Raw genomic sequence first — 25,145 nt, 5'->3', positions numbered from 1 at the left:
CAGCGCCCGGTCGAGGCTATGTCCCCGACCGGGCGTCGTAGCTTTGAGTCACCTGTGATGTTGCTGAAGACACGCCCAGCGAACGGCCTAGGCGCGCGACCGGGTGGCCCGTGGCTTGGCCGGCGTGCTCTTCGCCGCCGCCACCGCTTTCTTGGCCGGCGCGCGCTTCGCCGGCGCCACCGCCTTCTTGGCCGGCGCGCTCTTGACCGGGGCACCGTTCGCCTTGGCCGCCCGGCCGGTCGCGGCCGGTGACCCCTTGCCCTCGCCCTCGAGGCCGAGCATGTGCCGCAGGAACTGCCCGGTGTGGCTCTCCGGAACCTCGGCCAGCTCTTCGGGTGTGCCGGTGGCCAGCACCAGACCGCCCTTGCTGCCGCCCTCGGGACCCATGTCGATCAGCCAGTCGGCGTTCTTGATCACGTCGAGGTTGTGCTCGATGGTGATCACCGTGTTGCCCTTGTCGACCAGGCCGTTGAGCACCAGCAGCAGCTTGCGGATGTCTTCGAAGTGCAGACCGGTGGTCGGCTCGTCGAGCACGTAGACCGTCTTGCCGGTCGACCGCTTCTGCAGCTCGGACGCCAGCTTGACGCGCTGCGCCTCACCGCCGGACAGCGTCGGCGCCGGCTGGCCGAGCCGCACATAGCCCAGACCCACGTCGACCAGTGTCTTCAGGTGACGGTGGATCGACGAGATCGGCTCGAAGAAGCCGGCCGCCTCCTCGATCGGCATCTCCAGCACCTCGGAGATCGTCTTGCCCTTGTAGTGCACCTCGAGCGTCTCGCGGTTGTAGCGCGCGCCCTTGCAGACCTCGCACGGGACATAGACGTCGGGCAGGAAGTTCATCTCGATCTTGATCGTGCCGTCGCCCGCGCAGTTCTCGCAGCGGCCACCCTTGACGTTGAACGAGAACCGGCCCGGGCCGTAGCCGCGCACCTTGGCCTCGGTGGTCTCGGCGAACAGCTTGCGGATGTTGTCGAAGACGCCCGTGTACGTCGCGGGGTTGGACCGCGGCGTGCGGCCGATCGGCGACTGGTCGACGCCGACGACCTTGTCGACCTCTTCCAGACCGGTGATGCGGGTGTGCCGGCCCGGCACCATGCGGGCGCCGTTGATCTGGTTGGCCAGCACGGTGTAGAGGATGTCGTTGACCAGCGTGGACTTGCCGGAGCCGCTGACCCCGGTGACGGCGATGAACTGCCCGAGCGGGAACGGGACGGTCAGGCCCCGCAGGTTGTGCTCGCGGGCGCCCTGCACGACCAGTTCCCGGCCCGGCATCTGCGGGCGGCGACCGGCCGGGGTCGGGATCGACTTGCGGCCCGACAGGTAGGCCCCGGTCGGCGACTTCTGGTTCTTGAGCAGGCCCGCGACCGAGCCGCTGTGCACGATGTGACCGCCGTGCTCACCCGCGCCGGGTCCGATGTCGACGATCCAGTCGGCCGTACGGATGGTGTCTTCGTCGTGCTCGACCACGATCAGCGTGTTGCCGAGGTTCTTCAGCCGCACCAGGGTCTCGATGAGCCGGTGGTTGTCGCGCTGGTGCAGGCCGATCGACGGCTCGTCGAGCACGTAGAGCACGCCGACCAGGCCGGAGCCGATCTGGGTGGCGAGCCGGATGCGCTGCGCCTCGCCGCCCGAGAGCGTGCCGGCGCCGCGGTCGAGCGAGAGGTAGTCGAGGCCCACGTCGACCAGGAACTGCAGACGGGCGTTGATCTCTTTGAGCACCCGCTCGGCGATCATCTTCTGCCGGTCGTCGAGCTCGATGCTCGACAGCATCTCGGCGCAGTCGCCGATGGACAGGTTGCAGACCTCGGCGATGCTCCGGCCGTCGATCGTCACGGCCAGCACCTCGGGCTTGAGCCGGGCACCGCCACAGGTCGGGCAGGGCACGTCGCGCATGTAGCCCTCGTACTTGTCGCGCGACCAGTCGCTCTCGGTGTCGTTGTGGCGGCGCTCGATCCACTGCACCACGCCTTCGAAGCCGGTGTAGTAGGAGCGTTCGCGGCCGTACTTGTTGCGGTAGCGCACGTGGACCTGGTCTTCCGAGCCGTGCAGGATCGTCTTCTGCGCGCGGGACGGAAGCTGGCGCCACGGGGTGTCGACGCTGAACTTCTCGGCGTCGGCCAGGGCCTCGAGCAGCCGCAGGAAGTATTCCTGGGTCTGGCCGCCGGACCAGGGCTGGATCGCACCCTCGCGGATGCTGCGCTCCTCGTCCGGGATGATCAGCTCGGGGTCGACCTCTTTCTTGGTGCCCAGGCCGGCGCACTCGGGGCAGGCGCCGTAGGGGGCGTTGAACGAGAAGACGCGGGGTTCGAGGTCCTCGATGGCCAGCGGGTGGTCGTTGGGGCAGGCCAGGTGTTCCGAGAAGCGCCGCTCGCGGCCCGGGTCGTCTTCGGGCAGGTCGACGAACTCGAGCAGCACGATGCCGCCGGCCAGGCCGAGCGCCGACTCGATGGAGTCGGTGAGGCGCTGCTTGCTGCTCGCCTTGACGCTGAGCCGGTCGACCACCACCTCGATGGTGTGCTTCTCCTGCTTCTTGAGCTTGGGCGGCTCGGTCAGCGGGTGGACCACGCCGTCGACCCGGGCCCGGGCGTAGCCCTTGGCCTGCAGCTCGGCGAACAGGTCGACGTATTCCCCCTTGCGGCCGCGGATCACCGGGGCCAGCACCATGAACCGGGTGCCCTCGTCCATGGCCAGCACGCGGTCGACGATCTGCTGCGGCGTCTGCTTGCTGATCCGCTCGCCACAGACCGGGCAATGCGGAATTCCCGTGCGGGCGAAGAGCAGGCGCAGGTAGTCGTAGACCTCGGTGATGGTGCCGACCGTCGAGCGCGGGTTGCGCGAGGTCGACTTCTGGTCGATCGACACCGCCGGGGACAGACCCTCGATGAAGTCGACGTCGGGCTTGTCCATCTGCCCGAGGAACTGCCTCGCGTACGACGACAGGGACTCGACGTAGCGCCGCTGCCCCTCGGCGAAGATCGTGTCGAACGCGAGGCTGGACTTGCCGGACCCGGACAGACCGGTGAACACGATCATCGCGTCGCGGGGCAGGTCAAGGTTGACGTCACGGAGGTTGTGTTCGCGTGCGCCTCTAATAGTCAAACGGTCGGCCACAGCCAGCCTCTCCGTACAGGTGTATGAGTCGAGTCGAGCCGCGGCCACTCTAGCCATGGGGTACGACAAGTTTGGTCACCGCAGGCGCCAGGAAGGTGTAGCGCCTGGCACATGGCGCACATTCCCGCAGTTCAGGCCGGGAAAACCGGATCTCGATTCCGCCTACGGCGTGGCCGGGCAGGTCACTCCGACGGGGGAACCGGCAGCGAGCGTACGTCCCAGAGCCGCACCCCGCCGACCTCCTGCGGGCGCCCCAGGGCCGCGGTCAGGGTGTCGAGCAGCGGGCCCTCGTTGCGGCTGCCGGGCACCAGCACCACCACGGCGGCCCGCCAGAAGATCAGGTCTTGGGTGATGCGAGCTTTGTCACTCTCGCTGAGCTGGGGCCGCTCGCCGAACTCCCGCACGCGCCAGAGCAGGTCGGAGGTGAAGCGGCGCGGAGCGTTCCACGAGCCGGTGTCGTCGAGCGGCGGGTTGACCGGGCCCATGAAATAGCCGCGGGGTGACCGGTATTCCAGGTGGGTCAGCGCGGCCCAGCGCATGCCGGTCCGGCCGGTCGTGACCTCGGGCAGCGGCACGGTGACCAGGCTGCGGTCGTCGGGGACGTATTGCCGCCAGGTGCCCTGGGCGATGAACGGCGGCAGCGGGCCGGCGTCAACCACCGGCAGCGGCTTGGGTGCCAGCGGCACCAGGGCGAGAACGAGACCCACCTGCCACAGCCGCCGCCCGCGCGGGGTGAACTCGCGCAGCCGGTCGGTGGCCAGGGCGAGCAGCACACCGGCGAGCGTGGCGGGCACCATCGCAAACCGGGTGACGCTGACCAGGTCGATGATCGGTACGTGGCTGACCAGGCCGAACGGCAGCGGGATTCCGGTGTCGGCGCCGAACACCTTCAGCGTCGGGCCCATCGACACGACCAGCAGCACGAGCGCGGCGATCGCGGTGGCGCGGGCGGCCACCGAGCGCCACAGCACGACGACCGAGGCGACGATCATCGCGAAGCCGACCGGGCCGAAGAACATGTTGTCCTCGGTGCCGCTGACGCTCATCGTGCGGGTCAGCTCGGCGTTGCCGGCCAGCGACTGCCGGGCGAACCCGACGATCGAGGCCAGGTCGGTCGCGTACTCGTCGGGGGCGAACGGCTGGCCGTGGTAGTTGCCCCGGCCCGCGAACTGGAAATGGAGCGGGTAGGCGAGCAGGGTCAGCGAGACCAGGGCCGCGACCCCGAGCCCGGCGATCATCTGCCGCGCGTCCCGCTTCGCCCGGGCCGGGGCCATGACCGCGTACGCGATGACGAAGATGCCCAGCCCGAGCGCGGTGAAGAGCAGGCTCTCCTCGTTGATGAAGACCTGCACCACGATCAGCAGGCCCAGGATGACGCCGCTGCGGACGGCCCGGCCCGGTTCGCGCAGGCGCAGCACCTGCCAGACGATGAACGGCAGCACCCACTGGCTGACGAAGTTCACGTGGCCGTTGGCGTGCGACACCATCGTCGGCGCGAAGCCGCACCACAGGCCGCCGACCCAGGCCGCGACCCGGCTCTGCACGAGGTGGCGGGAGAGAACCCAGTACCAGGCGGCGGCCGTGCCGGCCAGGCCGAGCGTGATCAGGAACGCCACCGAGACGCCCGCGCCCAGCCAGTGGGTGAGCGGGGCCAGCGGCAGGCTCAGCGCCAGCACCGAGGTGTTGGCCATCATGTTGACGCCGTCGGGCACGTTGAGCCGGTCGGTGAAGAACGGGTTGTCGCCGTGGAACAGCACCCGCTCGCCGTGGGCCAGCATGAACAGGAAGACGCCGTGGTCGTCGTCGTTGCTGGCCAGCACCCGGCCGTTCGGGTCACGCCAGAGCTGGATCGTGACCAGGACGGCGAGCACGCCGTAGTTCAGCAGGGCCCAGAGGTCGGCCCGGGATCGCCGCGGCGCCGGGGTCTCGGACCGGGCCCCGGCCTCGTCTGAGACAACGTCTTCCACCGCGCGCACCGGTGCATTGTGTCAGAGGGGTGTGTCAGGAACGCTTGCGGCGGTGTCCGGCCGCCCCGGCCAGGCGGGCCGACTGACGGGCCGATTCGACCTCGATCTCGTGGCGTAACTTGCGCCAGCTGGCCAGCCGGCGCGGCGGCAGCGTGCCGTCGGCGACGGCGAGCGTGACCGCGCAGCCGGGTTCGGTCTCGTGCCGGCAGTCGCCGAACTGGCATCGGGCGGCGAGCCCGGCGATGTCGGCGAACGCCCGGTCCAGGCCCTCGGCGGTGTCGAGCAGACCCACGCCGCGGATGCCCGGTGTGTCGAGAATCGCGCCGCCGCCGGGGAGAAGGACCAGATTTCGGTACGTGGTGGTGTGCCGCCCCTTGCCGTCGACGTCGCGGATCTGCTGCACGGGCATGACCGGTGTGCCGGCCAGGGCGTTGACCAGGGTCGACTTGCCCGCCCCGGAGCGCCCGAGCAGGGCCAGGGTGCGACCCCCTTCCACGTACGGGCGAAGTTGCTCGACGCCGGGCCCGCGCCGCGCGCTCACCGCGACCACCGGCACACCCGGCGCGATCTCGGCGATCTGCCGTTTGACCGCGTCGGGGTCGGCCGAGGTGTCGGCCTTGGTGAGCACGAGCAGCGGGCCGGCGCCGGACTCCCAGGCCAGGGCGAGGAGGCGTTCGATGCGGGCGTCGTCGGGTTCCGGGTGGATCGGTTCGACGACGGCCACCGTGTCCATGTTCGCGGCCAGCACCTGCCCGGTGCTGTCCTTGTCGGAGGTGCGGCGGATCAGACAGGTGCGCCGGGGCAGCACGGCCTCGGCGGTGACCCGGCGGTCGGGCCAGCGACGCAGCACCACCCAGTCGCCGGCGCAGGGCAGCCGGGACGGGTCGCGGGCGGCGCCGAGCAGCACGCTGCCGGAGAGGCTGGCCCGGGTGACGCCGTTCACGTCGAGCACGGTGCAGACGCCACGGTCGGCGCGCAGCACCCGCCCCGGGGTGGCGTCGGAACGGTCGAAGGGACGGTAGGCGGATGCCAAGGAATCGTCCCAGCCCAGCTGGGACAGCTCGTGTGCCATGAGAACCCGATTCGGGAAAGGGAGACCGCCGGACCGCGTGGTCAGGCGCGGGCCTCCGGGTGAAGGGACGCCAAGACGAACAGCACGCTCCCCACCTCCTTCGCGGGATCTGATCGGCGCGTCTGCACCGACGGTACGGTCGCCGCTACGCCGGCGAAAGCGATTTCCGCCCGGGATCCGTCGCGGATGTCCCGGGCGTGCGAGCGGGTTCAGGGCCTAGGGTTCTGGCGTGACTATGGATCCGCTCGTGATGCTGACCGACGTCGACCGGGCCACCGACGAGTTCCTGCGCACGGTGGCCGACCTCGAACCGGCCACGGTCGGCAACCTGTCCGCGCTGCCCGGCTGGACGGTCGGGCACGTGCTGACCCACGTGGCGCGCAACGCCGACGCCCTGACCAACCTGCTGACCTGGGCCCGCACCGGGGTCGAGACACCCCCGTACGCGTCTGCGCAAGCTCGTGAGGCGGGCATCGAGGAGGGCGCCGGCCGTCCCCTGCGCGAGCAGCTGGAAGACATCCGGGCCGCGCACGAGAGGTTCGCCGACGCCGGGGCGGCCATGCCGGCCGAGGCGTGGGCGTTTCCCGTGCCGTGGCTGGGGCAATCGGCCGCGGCGGTGCCGTGGGCCCGGCTGCGCGAAGTGACCGTGCACCACGTCGACCTGGGGCTCGGTTACACCCCGGCCGACTGGTCCGACGCGTTCTCGTTGCGCCTGCTGCGCGAGGTCGTCGCCGGCGCCGGCGAGACCACGCCGGCCATGGTGCTGCGGCCCTACGGCATCGAGCACGCGCTGACCATCGGCGCCGGCGAGAACCTGCCGGTGGTCGGTGGCCCGACCAAGTCGATCGCCGCGTGGCTCACCGGCCGCGCCGACGGCGCCGACCTGACCGTCTCGCCCGACGGCGAGCTCCCGACACCCGCGAGGTGGAAGTAGACATGTCGTACACCGGAGAAGTCACCCGAGGCGGCACGCCCGACGTGCGTGACCTGGGCGGCCTGACCATCACCAAGGTGTCGGTCGGCCCCATGGACAACAACGCCTACCTGCTGCGCAGCGGCGACCAGCAGCTGCTGATCGACGCCGCCAACGACGCCCCCACCCTGATCGGCCTGGCCGGCGACACGGGCCTGGCCACGATCGTCACCACCCACGGCCACGGCGACCACTGGCAGGCCCTCGAGGAGGTGGTGGCGGCGACCGGCGCCGAGTCGCTGGCCCACATCGAGGACGCCGCCGACATCCCGCTGGTCAACCGCGACCTGCGCGGCGGCGAACACATCACCGTGGGCGAGGCCACCCTCGAGGTGATCCACCTCGTCGGCCACACTCCCGGGTCGATCGCCCTGCTCTACCAGGACCCGGCGGGCCCGGCCCACCTGTGGACGGGCGACAGCCTCTTCCCCGGCGGCGTCGGCAACACGCACAAGAACAAGGCCCACTTCGAGTCCCTGATCACCGACGTCGAGACCAAGCTGTTCGACCGCCTCCCCGACGACACCTGGTTCTACCCGGGCCACGGCAAGGACTCGACCCTCGGCGCCGAACGCCCCCACCTCCCCGAGTGGCGCTCCCGCGGCTGGTGAACCACCCCGCGGATCGATATATACTGCGACTGCCTTTCGTATATATCTAGTCTGAGGAAGTGTGGCCGATGGCAAAGGTACTCATTGACGTCGACGACGACGCGCTCGCCGAGGCGGCCGCGCTGCTCGGCACCACGACGAAGAAAGACACTGTCAACACCGCCCTGCGCGAGACCGCCAACCAGCTGCGCCGCGCCAAGGCCCTGGCCCGGCTGGCCGAGATCGGTGAAACCGGAGCCTTCGACGAGCTGCTGAACAAGGACGCCTACCGGGCATGAACCTCGCCCGCTTCCTCATCGACACGAGCGCGGTGGTCCGGCTGCTCCGAAATCCTGACGTCCGCGCCCGCTGGCAGCCGCAGATCACCGCGGGCGTGATGGGCATCTGCCCGATCACCGAACTGGAACTTCTGCACAGCGCCCGTTCCAAAGCCGACCGCGAGGAATGGCTGGAGCTGCTCAACGCGACCTTCGCGTGGATAGTGATGCCCGACCAGGTCTTCGGCCGGGCCGCCGAGATACAGGCGGCCATGACCGCTCGCGGCACGCACCGCTCGGCCGGCGCCGTCGATCTGATTCTCGCGGCGACGGCCGAGCTGAACGACCTCACTTTGGTCCACTACGACCGCGACTTCGACGAGGTGGCCAAGGCAACCGACCAGCCCACGACATGGATCGCTCCGCCCGGATCGATTCCGTGAGCAGATCGCCCGTCAGGCCTGCGTCAGCTCCGTGTGAATTCGCGCAGCAGGCCCGTGTACGACTTGGCCGGCGGCGGCGCGTACTCCTCGCGCGTGGAGGTTCGCAGGCCGAGCGTGACCAGCGACTGCACCATGACCGTGGCCGCGGCGACCCCGTCGATGACCGGTACGCCCAGTTCGGCGCTCGCCGCGGCGGCGAAGCCGGCCATCCCGGCGCAGCCCAGCACGATCGCGTCGGAGCCGTCGCGCTCCAGGGCGTGCCGGGCCAGCGCGATCACCTCCTTGCGGGCGGCCGGGTCGTGCTCGAGCTCCAGCACGGGAATGTCGCAGGCGTGCACGCCCCGGCAGACGCCCGGGGCCACGTAACGTGCAGCCAGGTCGTGCGCTCGTCCCCGCGTACGGGAAAGGGTCGTGACCACGCTGAAACCGCGACCGACCATCGCCGCCGCGTGCATCGCGGCCTCGGCGATGCCGGCCACCGGACCGGAGGCCAGCTCGCGGGCGGCGTCGAGACCCGGGTCGCCGAAGCAGGCCAGCACATAACCGTCCGCCCCGGAGTCGTCGATGATCGCCCGCAGGATGCCGGGCACGGCCAGCGCCTCGTCGTAGTGGCTCTCGATCGACGCCGGGCCCATGATCGGGGTGACCGCCTCGACGACGGTGCCCGGACCGGCTGCGGCCCGGGCACTCGCCTCGATCAGCGCGGTCATCGACTCCGTCGTGTTGGGGTTGATGACCCGGATCCTCATGCGACGCGACTCCGGCGGGCCAGCACCATGTAGGTCAGGAAACCGAGGCCCATCCCGATGAACCAGCTGTACTGGGCGGTGGTGTGCATGCCCGGGCCGCCGGTCCACAGCACCGGGATCATGGCGATCACGGCGCCGGTCGCCGTCGCGATGATCGCGGGCGGGTTGTAGCCCTTCTTGTAGTGGTAGCGGCCCTCGGGCGACATCGTGAACATCGCGTCGACGTCGACCTGCTGCTTGCGGATCAGGTAGTAGTCGGCGATCAGCACCCCGAACAGCGGCCCGATGAAGGCGCCCAGCGTCTCCAGCGTGTAGTGGATGACGTCCGGGTTGTTGTAGAGGTTCCACGGCGTCAGCAGCACCGACCCGACCGCGGCGATCATGCCGCCGGCCCGCCAGCTGATCTTCTGCGGGCTGACGTTGGAGAAGTCGAACGCCGGCGAGATGAAGTTGGCGACGATGTTGATGCCGATGGTGGCGATGGTGAAGGTCAGCGCGCCCAGGGCGATCGCGAACGTGCTGTCGATGCGCGACACGGTCTCGACCGGGTCGGTGATCAGCTCGCCGAAGACGGGCAGGGTCAGCGAGGCGGTGACGACCACCAGGATCGCGAAGAACAAGAAGTTCAGCGGCAGGCCGAGCAGGTTGCCTTTCTTCACGGCGCTGAACGACTTGCCGTAGCGCGAGAAGTCGCCGAAGTTGAGCATCGGGCCGGAGAAGTACGACACCACCAGCGCGATCGCGCCCAGCATGACCGGCAGCGCGTCCCAGCCGTGATACTGCACGTCACCCAGGTTCAGGTCGATCTCGCTCCAGCCCGCCTTGTAGATCAGGTAACCGCACAGCAGGATCATCACGACGTAGACGGCCGGGCCGCAGAAGTCGATGAACTTGCGGATGGTCTCCATGCCGGTCCAGAACACGGCCGCCTGCAGAACCCAGAGCAGCGCGTACGTGCACCACCCGAGCAGCGGCAGGCCGAGGAAGCCGTACTGGTCGACGTCGGCGTACGGGGTCAGCCCGGGCCAGAACTTGAGGACCACGATGTCGAGCGCGGCCGAGGCCAGGTAGGTCTGGATGCCGTACCAGGCGACCGCGATCGCGCCGCGGATGATGGCCGGCACGTTCGCGCCGAGCACCCCGAACGCGGCCCGGTTGATCACCGGGTAGGGCACACCGGTGACCTGGCTGGGCTTGGCGACCAGGTTGCAGAAGAAGTAGACGATCGTGATGCCGACGACCAGCGAGACCAGCACCTGCCAGCTCGACAGGCCCAGCGCGAACAGGCTGCCCGCGGTCACGTAGCCGCCGACGCTGTGCACATCGGACATCCAGAACGCGAAGATGTTGTACGAACCCCAGTGCTGGTTCTTCAGCGGGGCCAGGTCCTCGTTGGTGAGCCGGGGGTCGTACCCCGGTTTGATGACGCCGCTGCCGACCGGCATGCCGGCGGCTTCGACCATGTCCTCGGGCTTGCTGGTGGTGATGTCGGCCATAGCGTGACGCTAGGTATCGGCTGTTTCACATAGATGAGCGGAACTGTATATCTTCCGGTTCGAACAGCCCGGTGTCCTGCGGCAACGCCCCGATCGCGGTCTGCAGGCGGTGGTGGTGGGTGGCGAAGACGGCGGTCAGCGCCTCGGCGTCGCGGGCACAGAAGGCCTCCAGCATGCCCGCGTGGTCGGCGTGCAGCTGCTCCCGCTCGGAACTGTCCAGGTGCGACATCGGCTGCAACGGCTCGGTCTGGTTCCAGGCCAGGTCGAGCATGTGCAGCAGGCGGCGCATGCGGCACGGCCGGATCAGGGCCAGGTGGAAGCGCCGGCTCTCGCGGTGGTAAAGCCTTCCGTCGTACGCGTGGATCGCCTCGTCGAGGGCCCGCAACGCCTCTTTCGCCTGGTCGTCGTCGTCCCCGCACGCCCGATCGACGGCCGCCCGCAGCCCGGCCGTCTCCAGGGCCTCGCGCACCAGATAGATCTCCGCGAACTCGTGCGCGGTCATCATGGCCACGCGGTAGCCGCCGTTGGGCCGGTGATCGACCAGCCCCTCCCCGATCAAGGTCATGAGAGCTTCCCGTACGGGGATCCGGCTCACCCCGAACGCGGCCGCCACCGCGTCGACGGGAATGGCGGAACCGGGCGGGACCTGCCCGTCCAGGATGATCCGGCGCAGTTCGTGCTGCGGGCCGCCCGGCGCGCGGGGACGGTCGGTCAGCAGCGAGATCAGGATCGATCGGCGGCGGGGACCTGGCATGATCGGAATCTAGTCGCGGCCCGTTACGGGGCCTTTACCACTTCGGTCGATTCCCTCGGCACCGCTCATGCCCCATCCCCTCACCTGTGGCCCGCATCACTCCCCTCACCCTCCCTCCTGTCTGCCCTCAGCGGAAGGGAAAGTCGTGGCCGGTGGGTCTGATTAGGCTGAAGGACACTCGGCCTGGGAGGTATGCGGTGGAGATGCGCCACGATCCGATGCGGTGGGGTCAGCCGCCGCCGTCGTCCGACCCCGGCCCGGGCCTCCCCGGCTGGCTCGAGGAGAAGCTGTTCGACCAGCGGATCGTCATGATCCGCGGCCAGCTCAGCTCGGAGGCCGCCTCGGGGATCGCCGCGGCCCTGATGACCCTCGACGCGCACGGCCCGGCGCCGGTCCAGCTGCACATGGCCAGCCCCGGCGGCGAACTGGGGGCGGCCCTCTCGGTCATCGACGTGATCGACTCGATGGCGGCGCCCGTGCACGCGGTGGTGACGTCGCAGGCGGCCGGGGCCGTGGTCGCCGTGCTGGCCGCCGCCGAGCGCCGCGCCGCCTACCGGCACGCCCGGTTCAAGCTCAACGAGCCCCGCTCGTCCGGCGTGACCGGCACCGCCGACGAGGTGGCCCGGGCCGCCGGCCAGCACCTGCGCGAACTCGAAGAGATCACCCTGCGGCTGGTCGAGGTGACCGGCCAGTCCCGCAGCCGCGTCGAGGACGACATGTCGGCCGGGCGCAACCTGACCGCTCAGGAAGCCCTGGAATACGGGCTGATCACCGAGATTCTCGGCAAGGCATGAAAAAAGGCCCCGGGAAAACCCCGGGGCCTTTTTCCAAGCCTGACTCAGACGTTGACCTTCACACCCATGGAACGGGCGGTGCCGGAGACGATCTGGATCGCGGCGTCGATGTCGTTCGCGTTGAGGTCGGGGAGCTTGCGCTCGGCGATCTCCTTGACCTGGGTCGCGCTCAGCGTGCCCACGGTCTGGGTCAGCGGGTTCGACGCGCCCGACTGGATGCCCAGAGCCTTGCGGATCAGGAAGCTGGTCGGCGGGGTCTTGTAGGCCAGCGTGTGGCTGCGGTCCTCGTAGACCGAGACGATGACCGGAATGATCTCGCCACGGTTCTTCGACGTCGCCTCGTCGTACTCCACCTTCACGGCACGCATGTTGGCCCCGGTCGGACCAAGCATCTTGCCGAGGTCGACCATCGCGGCGTTACCCGCCTCAAGCGCGAGGGTTACCTCATGAGTCTTTTTCTTGGGCGGCATTGCGTAGGGCTCCTTTGGGTGAGCTGCAAGCTCTAGTCGCAGCTCGCCAGCTTCTTATCAACACACGACAACCCCGAGACCTTACTACCGCGCCTGTGAACGGGTCAAAACGACCCGACGCGCGGGGGTCCCAGGTTCACGACCAGTGTATCTCGCGCCTCAGAACTGGTCGCACTCGCACCGGCTCATCAGCGAGCGGACCGCCGCCACGTACTGCGGGTTGGGCAGGGTCTTGCTCGCGGCCGCCGCCTCGATCCCGCCCTGGCCCGCGTTGTAGCCCGAGATCACCACGTTGAGCAGGCACCACGACGTGTGCGACTTGCACTTGCTGGTGTTCAGGTTGTAGTTCTCGCCGAAGTAGTTCTGCCCCGCCCACCGCGTGAACCAGGCGATGTAGTTGGCGCCGGCGAAGGCGTTCTGCTTGTAGTCGGAGGCGTCGTAGTCGAGCCCGAAGCGGTTGTTCACAAAATCCACCGTGTCGGGCATCAGCTGCATGACCCCGGCCCCGCCGTCACAGTTGTGGATGTTGGTCTGCCAGCCGCTCTCCTGCCAGGCGATCGCCTTGACCAGCGGATAGTTCAACTTCAAGGTCGGAGCTTCGGTACGCCAGTAGACCCGCGCCGAGGCGGCCTTGAGCGCCTTCTTGACCGTCTTCTTGGCGACCGGCTTCGTTTTGTCGTAGTGCGCGCACGCCGGCAGCTCACTCCAGAACGCGGGCTGGGTGGGTTCCACGCTCTTCGGCTCCTTTGTCGTCCTCGACGGTTTCGGCGCCGGCTTCTCGGTCGTCGGCTCCGGCGTGGGCGACTCGGTGACCGGCTCGAACTCCGGCTCGTCCGACACCGCCGTGGTCTCCGTCACCGGCGGGGCGGCCACCTCTTTGTCGTCCCCGCCGATCAGGCCGCACCCGGCCGTGATCATCAATGCGGCCAGCGCCGCGCCCAGTTTCAGTCCTCGTGTCATCAACCGGCCCTTCCTCCCCGTTCGCGGTTGCTGCCGGCGCAGGCTAGCTCCGTTCTCCCGCGCACCGCTGCACCCTTAAACCAGGACTGAAACGTCGATCGACCCCGACCCGCGACCGCAACTTTCTCCAGGGACAATGGAGGCATGCAGACCCGCACCGACCTACGCAACGTCGCCATCATCGCCCACGTCGACCATGGCAAAACCACCCTGGTCGACGCCATGCTGCGCCAGGGGAGCCAGTCCCACGCGCGGGGCGAGATGGCCGACCGCGTCATGGACTCCATGGACCTGGAGCGGGAAAAGGGCATCACCATTCTCGCCAAGAACACGGCGATCAGCTACCAGCCCGCCGAGGGTGACCCCGTCACCATCAACATCATCGACACCCCCGGCCACGCCGACTTCGGCGGTGAGGTCGAGCGCGGCCTCACCATGGTCGACGGCGTCGCCCTGCTCGTCGACGCCTCCGAGGGCCCGCTCCCGCAGACCCGCTTCGTGCTGCGCAAGGCGCTCGCGGCCAAGCTCCCGATCATTCTGATCATCAACAAGGTCGACCGGCCCGACGCGCGCATCAAAGAGGTCGTCGACGAGACGTACGAACTGTTCCTCGACCTCGACGCCGACGAGCACCAGATCGAGTTCCCGATCGTCTACGCCTGCGCCCGCGACGGCATCGCCTCGCTGACCCAGCCCAAGGACGGCACCGTCCCGGAAGACTCGACCGACCTCGAGGTGCTGTTCAGCACGATCCTCGAGACCATCCCCGCACCCACCTACACCGAGGGCGCGCCGCTGCAGGCGCACGTCGTCAACCTCGACGCCTCGAACTTCCTCGGCCGCCTCGCGCTGTGCCGGGTGCACGAGGGCACGATCCGCAAGGGCCAGACCGTCGCCTGGTGCAAGACCGACGGCACGATCAGCAACGTCCGCATCTCCGAGCTGCTGATCACCGAGGGTCTCGACCGCAAGCCCGCCGAGAGCGCGGGCCCGGGCGACATCATGGCCGTGGCCGGCATCGCCGAGATCATGATCGGTGAGACGCTGGCCGACGCCGAGAACCCGGTCCCGCTCCCGCTGATCACCGTCGACGAGCCGGCCATCTCGATGGTCCTCGGCACCAACACGTCGCCGCTGGTCGGCAAGGTCAAGGGGGCCAAGGTCACGGCCCGCATGGTCAAGGACCGCCTCGACCGCGAGCTGATCGGCAACGTCTCGCTGCGGGTCCTGCCGACCGAGCGGCCCGACGCGTGGGAGGTGCAGGGCCGCGGCGAGCTGGCGCTGGCCATCCTGGTCGAGCAGATGCGCCGCGAGAACTACGAGCTCACGGTGGGCAAGCCCCAGGTGGTCACCAAGACCATCGACGGCAAGACGTACGAGCCGGTCGAGCGCCTGACGATCGACGCCCCCGACGAATACATGGGCGCGATCACCACGCTGCTGTCCACCCGCAAGGGCCGGATGGAAGAGCTGATCAACCACGGCACCGGCTGGCTGCGCATGGAGTGGCTGGTCCCGGCGCGCGGCCTGATCGGCTTCCGCACCGAGTTCCTCACCGAGACCCGCGGCACCGGCATCATGCACCACCTGTTCGAGGACTACGAGCCGTGGTTCGGCGAGCTGCGCACCCGCAACAACGGCTCGCTGGTGGCCGACCGGGCCGGCGCCGTCACCCCGTTCGCGATGATCAACATCCAGGAGCGCGGTCAGCTGTTCGTCGAGCCGACCACCGAGGTGTACGAGGGCATGATCGTCGGCGAGAACTCGCGCGAGGACGACATGGACGTCAACATCACCAAGGAGAAGAAGCTCACCAACATGCGCGCGGCCAGCGCCGACAACACCGAGAAGGTGATCCCGCCGCGCAAGCTCTCCCTGGAGCAGGCCCTCGAGTTCTGCCGCGAGGACGAGTGCGTCGAGGTCACCCCGGCCGCGGTGCGCATCCGCAAGGTCATCCTCGACCAGCAGACGCGGGGCCGCCAGGCCGCCCGCCGCAAGCACCAGCAGTAGTTCTTTCCCGGCGGCCGCAGCTTCGCGCTGCGGCCGCCTTTTCACGCCCTCAGATCTTGGAGTCCGCCAGTTCCCGTCGGCGGTCACGGGAGCTCTTGATCAGGCTGGCGACCGTGGCGATGCCCAGCGTGCCGATGATGACCAGCAGGGACAGCCAGATCGGGATCTCCGGGGCCCAGTGCACGCCGTCGCCGCCGTTGATGAACGGGATGCTGTTGGTGTGCAGGGCCTCCAGGAACAGCTTCACGCCGATGAACGCCAGCACCGCGGCCAGGCCGTAGTTGAGGAAGACCAGGCGCTCGAGCAGGCCACCCAGCAGGAAGAACAGCTGGCGCAGGCCCATCAGGGCGAAGACGTTCGCGGTGAAGACCAGGTAGGGCTCCTTGGTGATGCCGAAGATCGCGGGGATCGAGTCGAGGGCGAACAGCAGGTCCGTCGTGCCGATCGCGATCATCACGATGAGCATGGGCGTGAACAGGCGCCGGCCGGTCTCGGAGAGCACCGTCATGCGGCCGCTGTCGAACGACGACGACACCGGCAGGGCGCGCTTGGCCCAGCGGATCAGGATGTTCTCCTTGAAGTCGTCCTCGTCGTTCTCACCCTCCTTGAGCAGGGTGATCGCCGTGTAGACGAGGAACGCGCCGAAGATGTAGAAGACCCAGGAGAACTGCGAGATCAGGGCGGCGCCGGCGGCGATGAACAGGCCGCGCATCACCAGGGCCAGCACGATGCCGATGAGCAGCACCTTCTGCTGGAACTGCCGGGGCACGGCGAACCGCGCCATGATGATCATGAAGATGAAGAGGTTGTCGACGCTCAGCGAGTATTCGGTGAGCCAGCCGGTGTAGAACTCGGCGGCCGGTTGCGCTCCGGCGAAGAACCAGAGACCACCACCGAAGGCCAGCGCCAGCGCGACGTAGAAGGCCACCCAGCCGCCCGACTCTTTCATCGAGGGCTCGTGCGGTCGCCGGCCGATGATCAGAAGATCAATGGCGAGCACGACGACGACGGCAACCAGGGTGACGATCCACACCCAGGCGGAAATGTTCAACTAGAGCCTCCGGCAGACACGGTCCGGCGCTGCGCCCGCACCGGGGGTCTTCGGCGGGAACAGCGTCGTGCGACTGTCGGAGGTCTCTTCCGCCGCTCCTGCGAGCGACCGCCGGCCCCGGGTCTGCCCTCAGGGGGTGGGCACACCGTGTTGACGAGACCGACACGAGGGAATACTCCCCTCCTACGGCAGCCATTGTGTCTCATCGAACGGCACAACGGCAGAGCACCCCGGGAAAGCGTGTCGAGCCTCTCCCCGGCTGCCGACCTCAACGCTACCCCGCGCCCCGCCGGCCAATCCCATTCACGACCTTCACTCCTCTTTCCTTCGTACGCCGTTCCCGACGATCTGCCGCCGTCACGTCCGCGAAGTGCGCCTCCACTCCACGTCCGGCGCGCCTCCCCTCTACATCTGGTGTGCCTCCCCTCTATCTTCCTCGGCTTCCTAGGAGGCTAGTTCGGTCGGGTCTGTGGCAGGCTCCGCGCATGGTTCTCGAAGTCGCTTTGATCGACATCACGCCCGGCTCGGAAGATGCCTTTGCCGCCGCCTATCAGTCCGCCCACCCGATCCTGGCGACCACGCCGGGCTGCCGGTCGGTGCGGATGACCCGCGGTGTCGAGTCGCCGTCGCGGTTCGTGCTGCTGGTCGAGTGGGACGACGTCGAGGCGCACGAGAAGAACTTCCGGGGCACCGAGCGGTTCACCCGGTGGCGCGCGGCGATCGGCCCCTACTTCGCCCAGCCGCCGCTCGTCGAGCACTACACCGACGTCCCGCCTGAGGTCTGAGAGAGGCCATTTCCCGTACGGAATGACGGGGCCGCCCCGCGCGGAAGGACGACTCAGCCCCCCGTACGGAATGACGGGGCCGCCCTTGTGCGGAAGGACGGCTCTGCCTCCGTACGGAATGACGGGTCTGGTCGGTGGGTTGAAAGAAGGGCGCTCGCGGCGGCCGGTCTGCGCAGCGCGCGACCACCTGTGGGTGCGCTCGCCGGAGACCGGGGCGCATCAAACCACGGGCCGGCCGAGGGGATCGTTGAGTGACCCCGCCCGGTGCCGGGCGGCCGCCGCGAGCGGCCTACCCGAACAGGTTAGGCGTGCCCCGCAACCGCTGCCAACGGGCCGAATGTGCACCCACCGCACGCGGGCCGGACAGCGGCGGCCAGAACTTGTCAGACCCTAGACGTACGGTGGTTTCCATGGCGCTCGACATCCCACGCCTCGACGGCAACTTCGAGGTCATCAGCGAATTTCAGCCGGCCGGCGACCAGCCCACGGCCATCGCCGAGCTCGACCGGCGGGTGCGGGCCGGTGATCGTCACTCGGTGCTGCTCGGCGCCACCGGCACCGGCAAGAGCGCGACGACCGCGTGGCTGATCGAGAAGCTGCAGCGGCCCGCGCTCGTGCTGGCCCCCAACAAGACGCTGTGCGCCCAGCTCGCCAAGGAGTTCCGCGAGCTGCTGCCCAACAACGCCGTCGAATACTTCGTCAGCTACTACGACTACTACCAGCCCGAGGCTTACATCGCCCAGACCGACACCTACATCGAGAAGGACTCGTCGGTCAACGAGGAGGTCGAGCGGCTGCGTCACTCGGCCACGATGTCGCTGCTCACCCGGCGCGACACGATCGTGGTGGCCACGGTGAGCGCGATCTACGGCCTGGGCACCCCGCAGGAATACCTGGATCGTTCGGTCGCGGTCAAGGTGGGCGACGTGGTCGACCGCGACCAGGTGCTGCGCCGCCTGGTCGACATTCAATACTCGCGCAACGACATGGCCTTCCAGCGGGGCACGTTCCGGGTGCGTGGCGACACCCTCGAGATCATCCCGGCCTACGAGGAACTCGCGGTCCGCATCGAACTGTTCGGCGACGAGATCGAGAAGCTGTATTACCTGCACCCGCTCACCGGCGAGATCGTCCGCGAGGTCGACCAGCTGGTCATCTTCCCGGCGTCACACTATGTGGCCGGTCCCGAGCGGATGGAGCGGGCGATCCGCCAGATCGAGGCCGAGCTCGAGGAGCGGCTGGCCGAGTTCGAGCGGCAGGGCAAGCTGCTCGAGGCCCAGCGGCTGCGCATGCGCACGCAGTACGACGTCGAGATGATGCGGCAGGTCGGCTTCTGCAACGGCATCGAGAACTATTCGATGCACATGGACGGCCGCTCGCCCGGCGAGCCGTCGTTCACCCTGCTCGACTATTTCCCCGACGACTACATCACGGTCATCGACGAGTCCCACGTGACGATCCCGCAGATCGGCGGCATGTACGAGGGTGACGCGTCCCGCAAGCGCATCCTCATCGAGCACGGGTTCCGGCTGCCCAGCGCGGCCGACAACCGGCCGCTGAGGTTCGACGAGTTCCTCGAGCGGGTCGGCCAGATGGTGTTCCTGTCGGCGACCCCGGGGCCGTGGGAGATGCAGCAGGCCCAGGGCGAGTTCGTCGAGCAGGTGATCCGCCCGACCGGCCTGGTCGACCCCGAGGTGGTCGTGAAGCCGACCAAGGGCCAGATCGACGACCTCATGCACGAGATCAAGCTGCGCACCGAACGCGACGAGCGGGTCCTGGTCACGACGCTGACCAAGAAGATGGCCGAAGACCTCACCGACTACCTGCTCGAGAACGGCATCCGGGTGCGCTACCTGCACTCCGAGGTCGACACGCTGCGCCGCGTCGAGCTGCTGAAAGAGCTGCGCAAGGGCGACTACGACGTTCTGGTCGGCATCAACCTGCTGCGCGAGGGTCTCGACCTGCCCGAGGTGTCGCTGGTCGCGATCCTCGACGCCGACAAGGAGGGCTTCCTGCGGTCGGGGCGGTCGCTGATCCAGACGATCGGCCGGGCCGCCCGTAACGTGTCGGGCCAGGTCCATATGTACGCCGACAAGATGACGCCGTCGATGCGCGACGCGATCGAGGAGACCGACCGGCGCCGGGCCAAGCAGATCGCGCACAACGAGGCCAACGGCATCACGCCGCAGGCCCTGCGCAAGCGGATCCACGACATCCTCGACGACATCTACCGCGAGGCCGAAGACACCGACGCCGCGGTCAACCCGATGGTCGGCGGCGGTGGGCGGCAGATCTCGCGCGGCAAGGCGCCGGTGCCCGAGACCAGGTCGAAGGGGCGCGCCGCGTCCGGGGCCACGGCCGCCAAGGGGATGGCCCGCACCGAGCTGGCGCAGCTCATCCAAGACCTCAACGAGCAGATGCTGGGGGCGGCGCGGGAGCTCCAGTTCGAGCTGGCGGCCCGCATCCGTGACGAGATGTCGGAACTCAAGAAGGAGCTGCGCGGGATGGACGCGGCGGGGGTGAAATAGTTCGGCCCGTTCCCCCGCCCTGGCTAGTGTGGCCGGATGACTTCGACCGGCGAGACCTTGTGGACCGAGCTGAGTGGGACCGGCTCTGAGATCGGCTCAGGTGTCGGCTCTGGGGCCGGCTCAGGCTCTGGGGCCAGCTCGGGCTCTGGCCTGCCGGCGGAGCTTCTTGCCCTGGCCGAGCGGTGTTTCGAGGCCGACGGTGGCATGCCGCTCGCGACCGACCCGGGGTTTCTCGGGCGGCGATGGACGGGGGCGGGGGTTGTGGCTTTCGGCGTACGGGGTGAGGACGGCTCGCTGCTTGCGGCGGGCGCCGTCCGCGGGGCGACCTCGGTCGGCGGGGCCGCTGCTGGGTCGGGCTCGGGCGGGTCGGGCTCCGGCGGGGCATTGGCCGGGGTGGGCTCCGCGGCGGTCTTCACGGGGCTCGTTGATCCGTCGGCTCGGGGGCGGGGGCTGGGCGCGGCGTTGCTCGACCGTGGGCTGGCGCTTGCGGGCGAGGGCGATGTCACCGTCGAGACCGAGACCCTGACCGACGACGCGGTGGAGCTCTTCGAGTCGCGCGGGTTGCGGCAGTCGTTCGCCGAAGACGTCATGCGCATCGACGACCTCGACCTTCCGGCGCCGGTCTGGCCGGACGGGGTGACGCTCTCGACCTGGGACGAGCCGGTGTCACGGCGGTTCCACACGACCTATCACGCGTCGTTCCGCGACCGGCCCGGCTTCCCGGCCGACCCGGCCGACGTGTGGATCGCCGAGAACGAGGAGGACGACGACTTCCTGCCGTCGTGCTCGCTGCTGGTGACCCTGCCCGATCTGGGCGACGCCGGTTTTGTGGTCGCGGCCCAGGGCTGGATCGTCCAGGCCGGTGTTGTGCCGTTCGCCCGGCGCCGGGGCCTTGCGGCCGCCCTGATCACCGAGTCGCTGACCCGCATGCGAGCCGACGGCGCCGACCACTGCTGGCTGACCGTCAACGTGAACAACCCGGGCGCGGCCGCACTCTACCGCCGGCTGGGCTTCGCGCAGCGCGGACGGCGGGCCCGGTACCAGCGCTAGCCCCGGAGCAGGCATCAACCCGAGCCTGGGGGGTATGCGCCGGCTCATGGCGGAGGGGCAGACGATGGTCCGGTGGGTGGATGCTGTTCTCGAGCGTCCGGCCGACCGGTTTGATGCCGCGGTCGCGTTCTGGTCCGAGGTCACCGGATCGGAACCGGTGCCGGTGCCGGATTCCGGCACGGTCACCGCGCGGCACGACGGCGACCGTCGCTCCGGGGAACCTGGCACGGCCGGCTCGGTCCGGCTACGGACCGCGGACGGGGACGACTGGCTCGAGATCCGGGGTGTGCGGCACGGGAGCGGCGGCCACCTTCCCCGATTGTGGGTCGACGGTCCGGCCGCCTTCCCCGGCGCCAACGTCTCCCCGGCCGGGTTGCCCTTCCACGTCGCCGCCTGGCCTGGGCAGCACGTGCGGCCCGGACCGTCGACCGGGCCCGACGGTGTGAGCCTGCGTCCGCACCAGCTCTGCTTCGACCTGGCGCCGTCGGTCTACGACGACGAGGTGCGGTTCTGGTCGGAGCTGACGGGCTGGTCGCTGGACGAGGGCGTGCAGGCCGACGAGTTCCTCCGCCTCCAGCCGGCGCCGCCTGTTCCCGTACGGTTCCTGCTGCAGCGCCTGGGTGAGGAACGCCCCGCCTCGGCGCACCTGGACGTGTCCTGCTCCGACATCCGGGCCGCGCGAGCCTGGCACGAGTCCCTGGGGGCGACGTTCCTGGGCGAGTGGCCCAACTGGTCGACGTTCCGCGACCCGGCCGGCGGCCTCTACTGCCTTACCAAAGGCGACCCCGCCACCGACTGAACCGCGCGGCTCAGGGACAAGACGGCGAGCTCGACACGCGCGGCTCAGGGGCACGACGGCCGGCCCGACACGCGCGGCTCAGGGGTGAGGCTGCCAGCCGGTGGCCGCGGCCCACTCGTCGGCGGCCAAGGCCTCCTCGTCGAACCACGGTTCCTTGGCGTCGGCGTACGTGTAGCGGTCGTGGTGTTCCGTCGCCCAGCGCGCCTTGGCCTCGGCGTAACCGTCGCGCGCCTCGGGGACCGCGCGCAGGTGGTCGCGCATCAGCAGCGCGAAACGCCAGCCGGGTGAGCCGGTCACGCGGACGTGCAGATTGACCGTACGGCCGGGGTCGGCGCCGCCGTGCAGGCGCTTGGGCCACGTCTGGCCGGGCAGGCCGCGCGCGTTGTCGTACCACTCCCCCTGACGCCGCGGGAAGCCGGCCGCGCCCAGCCGATCGGCCAGCGCGTCGGCCTCGTCGAGCGTCCGCACACCGAGCATCAGGTCGACGATGTCTTTGGCGGGCAACCCGGGAACGGCGGTCGAGCCGATGTGCGACACCGTCTGCCCGTCGGGCAGCGCATGCCGGATCCGGGCGATCAGACGGCCGGCCTGCTCGGGCCACGACGGGTCGGAGCCGGCGATGTGCAGCCGGCGGTCGGGGCGGGCCGAGACACGGGTGCGGAGATTTTCCTCGTACGGCCGGAGCCTTCGCTTGAACAGCCGGTCAACGCGCGCGTGCAGGTCGTCGAGGGTGTCGTCGTTGGTCAGCACCACGTCGGCCGCGCGGCGGCGGTCGGCGTCGGCGGCCTGCGCGGCGATGCGGGCCTCGGCCTGTTCGGTAGTCATGCCCCGGTTCTCGACGAGCCGCCGCAGGCGCTGCTCCCGGTCGGCCTCGACGACGATCACCAGGTGGTACGAGGGGGCGAGGCCCGTCTCCACGAGCAGCGGCACGTCGTTGACGACGATCGCGTCGGCGGGCGCGCCGTGGGTCAGTTCGGCGGTCCGGGCCCGTACGCGGGGATGAATGATCTTCTCGAGGGTGCGGCGGGCCGACTCGTCGCCGAAGACCTTGGCCGCGAGCGCCGGACGGTCGAGGTCACCGTCGGCCGTGAGCACGCCCGACCCGAACGCCGCCACGATCTCGCCCAGCCCGTCGGTGCCCCGGGCCACCACCTCGCGGGACAGCACATCGGCATCGGCGATCACCGCACCGCTCTGCGCGAGCCGCCGCGCCACGGCGCTCTTACCCGCCCCGATCCCGCCCGTGAGCCCCACCTTCAACACCCGCTCAGTATTCCGCGCCGCCCGGCAAACGGAACAGCCCGCCCGCCCCGAAGCCAAAACGAACACAGCCGGGGGCCCGAGCCGGCGTGGGTCCCCAGGCCCGCGTGTGCCGCAACCGCAAGCAGGCGGCGGGAACGGCGAAGGCCGCCCCGACCGGAGTCGGAGCGGCCTTCGCCGTTTGGAGCTTTCGGGTCAGCCCGCGGGACGGGTCAGCCCTTGCCGCCGGCGAGCTTCTCGCGCAGAGCGGCGAGCGCCTCGTCGGTGGCCAGGGTGCCGGACGGCTCCTCGGACGCGCGCGCCGGGGCCGGCGAGCTCGACGAGGTGCTGGACGACGTCGAGGTGGTCGCGCCGCCGGCCGGAGCCGGGTTGAGCGCGGCCTCGGCGTCGGCGTCGCGGGACGCCTGCACCTGCTTGGTGTGGGCCTCCCAACGCTCGCGAGCGTCGGCGTACTGCTTCTCCCAGGCCTCGCGCTGCTTGTCGAAGCCTTCGAGCCACTCGCCCGTCTCGGGGTCGAAGCCCTCGGGGTAGATGTAGTTGCCCTCGGCGTCGTACGTCGCGGCCATGCCGTAGAGGGTCGGGTCGAAGTGCTCCTCGCCCTCGACGAAGCCCTCGTTGGCCTGCTTGAGCGACAGCGAGATCCGGCGACGCTCGAGGTCGATGTCGATGACCTTGACCAGAACGTCGGAGCCCACCTGGACGACCTGCTCGGGCAGCTCGACGTGCCGCTCGGCCAGCTCGGAGATGTGCACCAGACCCTCGATGCCATCGTCCACGCGGACGAAGGCGCCGAACGGAACCAGCTTGGTGACCTTGCCCGGCACGATCTGGTTGATCGCGTGGGTGCGGGCGAACTGGCGCCACGGGTCTTCCTGGGTCGCCTTCAGCGACAGCGAGACGCGCTCGCGGTCCAGGTCGACGTCGAGAACCTCGACCTCGACCTCCTGGCCGACCTCGACAACCTCGGACGGGTGGTCGATGTGCTTCCAGGAGAGCTCCGAGACGTGCACCAGACCGTCGACGCCGCCGAGGTCGACGAACGCGCCGAAGTTGACGATCGAGGACACGACGCCCTTGCGGACCTGGCCCTTCTGGAGCTTGTTGAGGAACTCGGTGCGAACCTCGGACTGCGTCTGCTCGAGCCAGGCACGGCGGGACAGGACCACGTTGTTGCGGTTCTTGTCCAGCTCGATGATCTTGGCCTCGAGCTCACGGCCCACGTAGGGCTGGAGGTCGCGGACACGACGCATCTCGACCAGGGAGGCCGGCAGGAAGCCGCGGAGGCCGATGTCGAGGATGAGACCACCCTTGACGACCTCGATGACGGAGCCGCGAACGACGCCGTCGTCCTCCTTGATCTTCTCGATGGTGCCCCAGGCACGCTCGTACTGAGCGCGCTTCTTCGAGAGGATCAGACGGCCTTCCTTGTCCTCCTTGGTGAGGACGAGGGCTTCGATGTGGTCACCGACCGACACCACTTCCGCGGGGTCCACGTCATGCTTGATCGACAACTCGCGCGAGGGGATGACACCCTCGGTCTTGTAGCCGATGTCGAGCAGGACCTCGTCCCGATCGACCTTGACGACGGTGCCTTCGACAATGTCGCCGTCGTTGAAGTACTTGATGGTCTCGTCGATGGCGGCGAGGAATGCTTCCTCGGATCCGAGATCGTCGACGGTGACCTTGTTGGCGCTCGAGGTGGCCTCGATGCTGCTCGTCATGTGGACTGTTGCTCCGAACGGATGGATTCGTGGTGTCTCTCGCGCTCCGCGGAACTGCCGGCGGGCACGGCACGAACGAGATGAAAAAGGACCGGGATCCCCTGCTTCGATCATGTCGAGACCGACGACCACGGAACCTGCTCCCTGCCGAGGCACACGATCCGCGAGCGCATCGACTAGCTTACCGTGCGCATTACCACAGGTTGCAAGCCCTCCTGACGACCCAGGCACAATGTTCGGCCGAAACCCCGCAGCATGCCCGTAATGTGCCGAATCGGGACGCG

At 69.2% G+C, this 25,145-nt stretch carries 21 protein-coding genes; 10 read left to right on the top strand and 11 right to left on the bottom strand.

What is annotated here, in order from left to right; genetic code table 11:
* Positions 1 to 87: 87 nt before the first annotated feature.
* The 3 genes from uvrA to rsgA all read right to left on the bottom strand — a co-directional run bounded on the left by uvrA (position 88) and on the right by rsgA (position 6,150).
* Positions 88 to 3,111, bottom strand: a complete 3,024-nt coding sequence (gene uvrA / locus JIG36_RS07310; RefSeq protein ID WP_203375275.1) for an excinuclease ABC subunit UvrA — start codon at positions 3,109 to 3,111, stop codon at positions 88 to 90.
* Positions 3,112 to 3,293: 182 nt separating this feature from the next.
* On the bottom strand, positions 3,294 to 5,087 hold the full coding sequence (locus tag JIG36_RS07305; RefSeq protein WP_203375274.1) for a DUF6311 domain-containing protein: 1,794 nt from the start codon (positions 5,085 to 5,087) through the stop codon (positions 3,294 to 3,296).
* A gap of 25 nt (positions 5,088 to 5,112) precedes the next feature.
* Positions 5,113 to 6,150, bottom strand: coding sequence for a ribosome small subunit-dependent GTPase A (gene rsgA / locus JIG36_RS07300; protein ID WP_203375273.1), 1,038 nt, complete (start codon positions 6,148 to 6,150; stop codon positions 5,113 to 5,115).
* Between the two features lie 229 nt (positions 6,151 to 6,379).
* On the opposite strand from rsgA, the gene JIG36_RS07295 reads away from it, so the two are divergent.
* The 4 genes from JIG36_RS07295 to JIG36_RS07280 all read left to right on the top strand — a co-directional run bounded on the left by JIG36_RS07295 (position 6,380) and on the right by JIG36_RS07280 (position 8,434).
* Positions 6,380 to 7,084: a maleylpyruvate isomerase family mycothiol-dependent enzyme gene (locus JIG36_RS07295; RefSeq protein ID WP_203375272.1), complete on the top strand. Its 705-nt coding sequence runs from the start codon at positions 6,380 to 6,382 to the stop codon at positions 7,082 to 7,084.
* Positions 7,085 to 7,086: 2 nt separating this feature from the next.
* Positions 7,087 to 7,734 carry an MBL fold metallo-hydrolase gene (locus tag JIG36_RS07290; RefSeq protein ID WP_203375271.1) on the top strand — a complete coding sequence of 216 codons (648 nt, stop codon included), beginning with the start codon at positions 7,087 to 7,089 and terminating at the stop codon, positions 7,732 to 7,734.
* A gap of 68 nt (positions 7,735 to 7,802) precedes the next feature.
* Positions 7,803 to 8,012 (top strand): type II toxin-antitoxin system VapB family antitoxin, encoded by a 210-nt coding sequence (locus JIG36_RS07285; protein WP_203375270.1) that lies wholly within the window; start codon positions 7,803 to 7,805, stop codon positions 8,010 to 8,012.
* Entirely contained in the window at positions 8,009 to 8,434 is a 426-nt protein-coding gene (locus tag JIG36_RS07280; protein ID WP_203375269.1) for a PIN domain nuclease, read from the top strand. The genes JIG36_RS07285 and JIG36_RS07280 overlap by 4 nt, the downstream gene beginning before the upstream one ends.
* Positions 8,435 to 8,457: 23 nt before the next feature.
* On the opposite strand, the gene JIG36_RS07275 is transcribed toward JIG36_RS07280, so the two are convergent.
* Genes JIG36_RS07275 through JIG36_RS07265 form a run of 3 tightly spaced genes read right to left on the bottom strand, consistent with a single transcriptional unit; the run spans position 8,458 to position 11,433 of the window.
* Positions 8,458 to 9,183 carry an aspartate/glutamate racemase family protein gene (locus JIG36_RS07275; protein WP_203375268.1) on the bottom strand — a complete coding sequence of 242 codons (726 nt, stop codon included), beginning with the start codon at positions 9,181 to 9,183 and terminating at the stop codon, positions 8,458 to 8,460.
* Positions 9,180 to 10,679, bottom strand: a complete 1,500-nt coding sequence (locus tag JIG36_RS07270; RefSeq protein ID WP_203375267.1) for an NCS1 family nucleobase:cation symporter-1 — start codon at positions 10,677 to 10,679, stop codon at positions 9,180 to 9,182. Before JIG36_RS07270 ends, JIG36_RS07275 begins: the two co-directional genes overlap by 4 nt.
* Before the next feature lie 25 nt (positions 10,680 to 10,704).
* Positions 10,705 to 11,433, bottom strand: a complete 729-nt coding sequence (locus tag JIG36_RS07265) for a GntR family transcriptional regulator (protein ID WP_203375266.1) — start codon at positions 11,431 to 11,433, stop codon at positions 10,705 to 10,707.
* A gap of 203 nt (positions 11,434 to 11,636) precedes the next feature.
* On the opposite strand from JIG36_RS07265, the gene JIG36_RS07260 reads away from it, so the two are divergent.
* Positions 11,637 to 12,227, top strand: a complete 591-nt coding sequence (locus tag JIG36_RS07260; RefSeq protein WP_236046362.1) for an ATP-dependent Clp protease proteolytic subunit — start codon at positions 11,637 to 11,639, stop codon at positions 12,225 to 12,227.
* A 44-nt stretch (positions 12,228 to 12,271) separates the two neighbouring features.
* Here JIG36_RS07260 and JIG36_RS07255 read toward each other — a convergent pair whose 3' ends face one another.
* Together JIG36_RS07255 and JIG36_RS07250 are read right to left on the bottom strand one after the other, a co-directional pair.
* Entirely contained in the window at positions 12,272 to 12,697 is a 426-nt protein-coding gene (locus JIG36_RS07255) for an uL11 family ribosomal protein (RefSeq protein ID WP_202993174.1), read from the bottom strand.
* 159 nt (positions 12,698 to 12,856) lie between these two features.
* The gene (locus JIG36_RS07250; RefSeq protein WP_203375264.1) at positions 12,857 to 13,657 is read right to left on the bottom strand and encodes a lytic transglycosylase domain-containing protein; all 801 of its coding nucleotides are present in this window, start codon (positions 13,655 to 13,657) and stop codon (positions 12,857 to 12,859) included.
* A gap of 144 nt (positions 13,658 to 13,801) precedes the next feature.
* Here JIG36_RS07250 and typA point away from each other — a divergent pair, with 144 nt between their 5' ends.
* On the top strand, positions 13,802 to 15,667 hold the full coding sequence (gene typA, locus JIG36_RS07245; protein ID WP_203375263.1) for a translational GTPase TypA: 1,866 nt from the start codon (positions 13,802 to 13,804) through the stop codon (positions 15,665 to 15,667).
* A 49-nt stretch (positions 15,668 to 15,716) separates the two neighbouring features.
* Here typA and JIG36_RS07240 read toward each other — a convergent pair whose 3' ends face one another.
* On the bottom strand, positions 15,717 to 16,718 hold the full coding sequence (locus JIG36_RS07240; RefSeq protein WP_203375262.1) for a TerC family protein: 1,002 nt from the start codon (positions 16,716 to 16,718) through the stop codon (positions 15,717 to 15,719).
* A 485-nt stretch (positions 16,719 to 17,203) separates the two neighbouring features.
* On the opposite strand from JIG36_RS07240, the gene JIG36_RS07235 reads away from it, so the two are divergent.
* The 4 genes from JIG36_RS07235 (at position 17,204) to JIG36_RS07220 (ending at position 21,880) form a co-directional block, all read left to right on the top strand.
* On the top strand, positions 17,204 to 17,503 hold the full coding sequence (locus JIG36_RS07235; RefSeq protein WP_203375261.1) for an antibiotic biosynthesis monooxygenase family protein: 300 nt from the start codon (positions 17,204 to 17,206) through the stop codon (positions 17,501 to 17,503).
* A 410-nt stretch (positions 17,504 to 17,913) separates the two neighbouring features.
* Positions 17,914 to 20,031, top strand: a complete 2,118-nt coding sequence (uvrB, locus tag JIG36_RS07230; protein ID WP_203375260.1) for an excinuclease ABC subunit UvrB — start codon at positions 17,914 to 17,916, stop codon at positions 20,029 to 20,031.
* A gap of 204 nt (positions 20,032 to 20,235) precedes the next feature.
* Positions 20,236 to 21,081, top strand: a complete 846-nt coding sequence (locus JIG36_RS07225) for a GNAT family N-acetyltransferase (protein WP_236046088.1) — start codon at positions 20,236 to 20,238, stop codon at positions 21,079 to 21,081.
* Positions 21,082 to 21,157: 76 nt separating this feature from the next.
* A complete protein-coding gene (locus tag JIG36_RS07220) occupies positions 21,158 to 21,880 on the top strand; it encodes a VOC family protein (RefSeq protein WP_203375258.1) in 723 nt (240 codons plus the stop codon).
* Positions 21,881 to 21,958: 78 nt separating this feature from the next.
* Here the strand turns inward: JIG36_RS07220 and coaE are convergent, their stop codons facing one another.
* Positions 21,959 to 23,143, bottom strand: a complete 1,185-nt coding sequence (gene coaE / locus JIG36_RS07215) for a dephospho-CoA kinase (protein WP_203375257.1) — start codon at positions 23,141 to 23,143, stop codon at positions 21,959 to 21,961.
* A 209-nt stretch (positions 23,144 to 23,352) separates the two neighbouring features.
* Positions 23,353 to 24,975, bottom strand: coding sequence for a 30S ribosomal protein S1 (gene rpsA / locus JIG36_RS07210; RefSeq protein WP_438870709.1), 1,623 nt, complete (start codon positions 24,973 to 24,975; stop codon positions 23,353 to 23,355).
* Between the last annotated feature and the right edge of the window lie 170 nt (positions 24,976 to 25,145).

Source organism: Paractinoplanes ovalisporus (genome assembly GCF_016834655.1).
Taxonomy (GTDB): Bacteria; Actinomycetota; Actinomycetes; order Mycobacteriales; family Micromonosporaceae; genus Actinoplanes; species Actinoplanes ovalisporus.
The sequence above is the reverse complement of the archived record's forward strand: the minus strand, read 5'-3'. Positions and strand labels throughout refer to the sequence as shown.

Coding starts and splice junctions, on each gene's coding strand:
- typA (WP_203375263.1), top strand. CDS start 13,802: ATGCAGACCCGCACCGACCTACGCAACGTCGCCATCATCGCCCACGTC.
- JIG36_RS07225 (WP_236046088.1), top strand. CDS start 20,236: ATGCCGCTCGCGACCGACCCGGGGTTTCTCGGGCGGCGATGGACGGGG.
- rsgA (WP_203375273.1), bottom strand. CDS start 6,150: ATGGCACACGAGCTGTCCCAGCTGGGCTGGGACGATTCCTTGGCATCC.
- JIG36_RS07260 (WP_236046362.1), top strand. CDS start 11,637: ATGCGCCACGATCCGATGCGGTGGGGTCAGCCGCCGCCGTCGTCCGAC.
- JIG36_RS07235 (WP_203375261.1), top strand. CDS start 17,204: ATGGTTCTCGAAGTCGCTTTGATCGACATCACGCCCGGCTCGGAAGAT.
- rpsA (WP_438870709.1), bottom strand. CDS start 24,975: ATGATCGAAGCAGGGGATCCCGGTCCTTTTTCATCTCGTTCGTGCCGT.
- JIG36_RS07275 (WP_203375268.1), bottom strand. CDS start 9,183: ATGAGGATCCGGGTCATCAACCCCAACACGACGGAGTCGATGACCGCG.
- JIG36_RS07290 (WP_203375271.1), top strand. CDS start 7,087: ATGTCGTACACCGGAGAAGTCACCCGAGGCGGCACGCCCGACGTGCGT.
- JIG36_RS07265 (WP_203375266.1), bottom strand. CDS start 11,433: ATGCCAGGTCCCCGCCGCCGATCGATCCTGATCTCGCTGCTGACCGAC.
- uvrB (WP_203375260.1), top strand. CDS start 17,914: ATGGCGCTCGACATCCCACGCCTCGACGGCAACTTCGAGGTCATCAGC.
- JIG36_RS07270 (WP_203375267.1), bottom strand. CDS start 10,679: ATGGCCGACATCACCACCAGCAAGCCCGAGGACATGGTCGAAGCCGCC.
- JIG36_RS07250 (WP_203375264.1), bottom strand. CDS start 13,657: ATGACACGAGGACTGAAACTGGGCGCGGCGCTGGCCGCATTGATGATC.
- JIG36_RS07285 (WP_203375270.1), top strand. CDS start 7,803: ATGGCAAAGGTACTCATTGACGTCGACGACGACGCGCTCGCCGAGGCG.
- JIG36_RS07255 (WP_202993174.1), bottom strand. CDS start 12,697: ATGCCGCCCAAGAAAAAGACTCATGAGGTAACCCTCGCGCTTGAGGCG.
- JIG36_RS07280 (WP_203375269.1), top strand. CDS start 8,009: ATGAACCTCGCCCGCTTCCTCATCGACACGAGCGCGGTGGTCCGGCTG.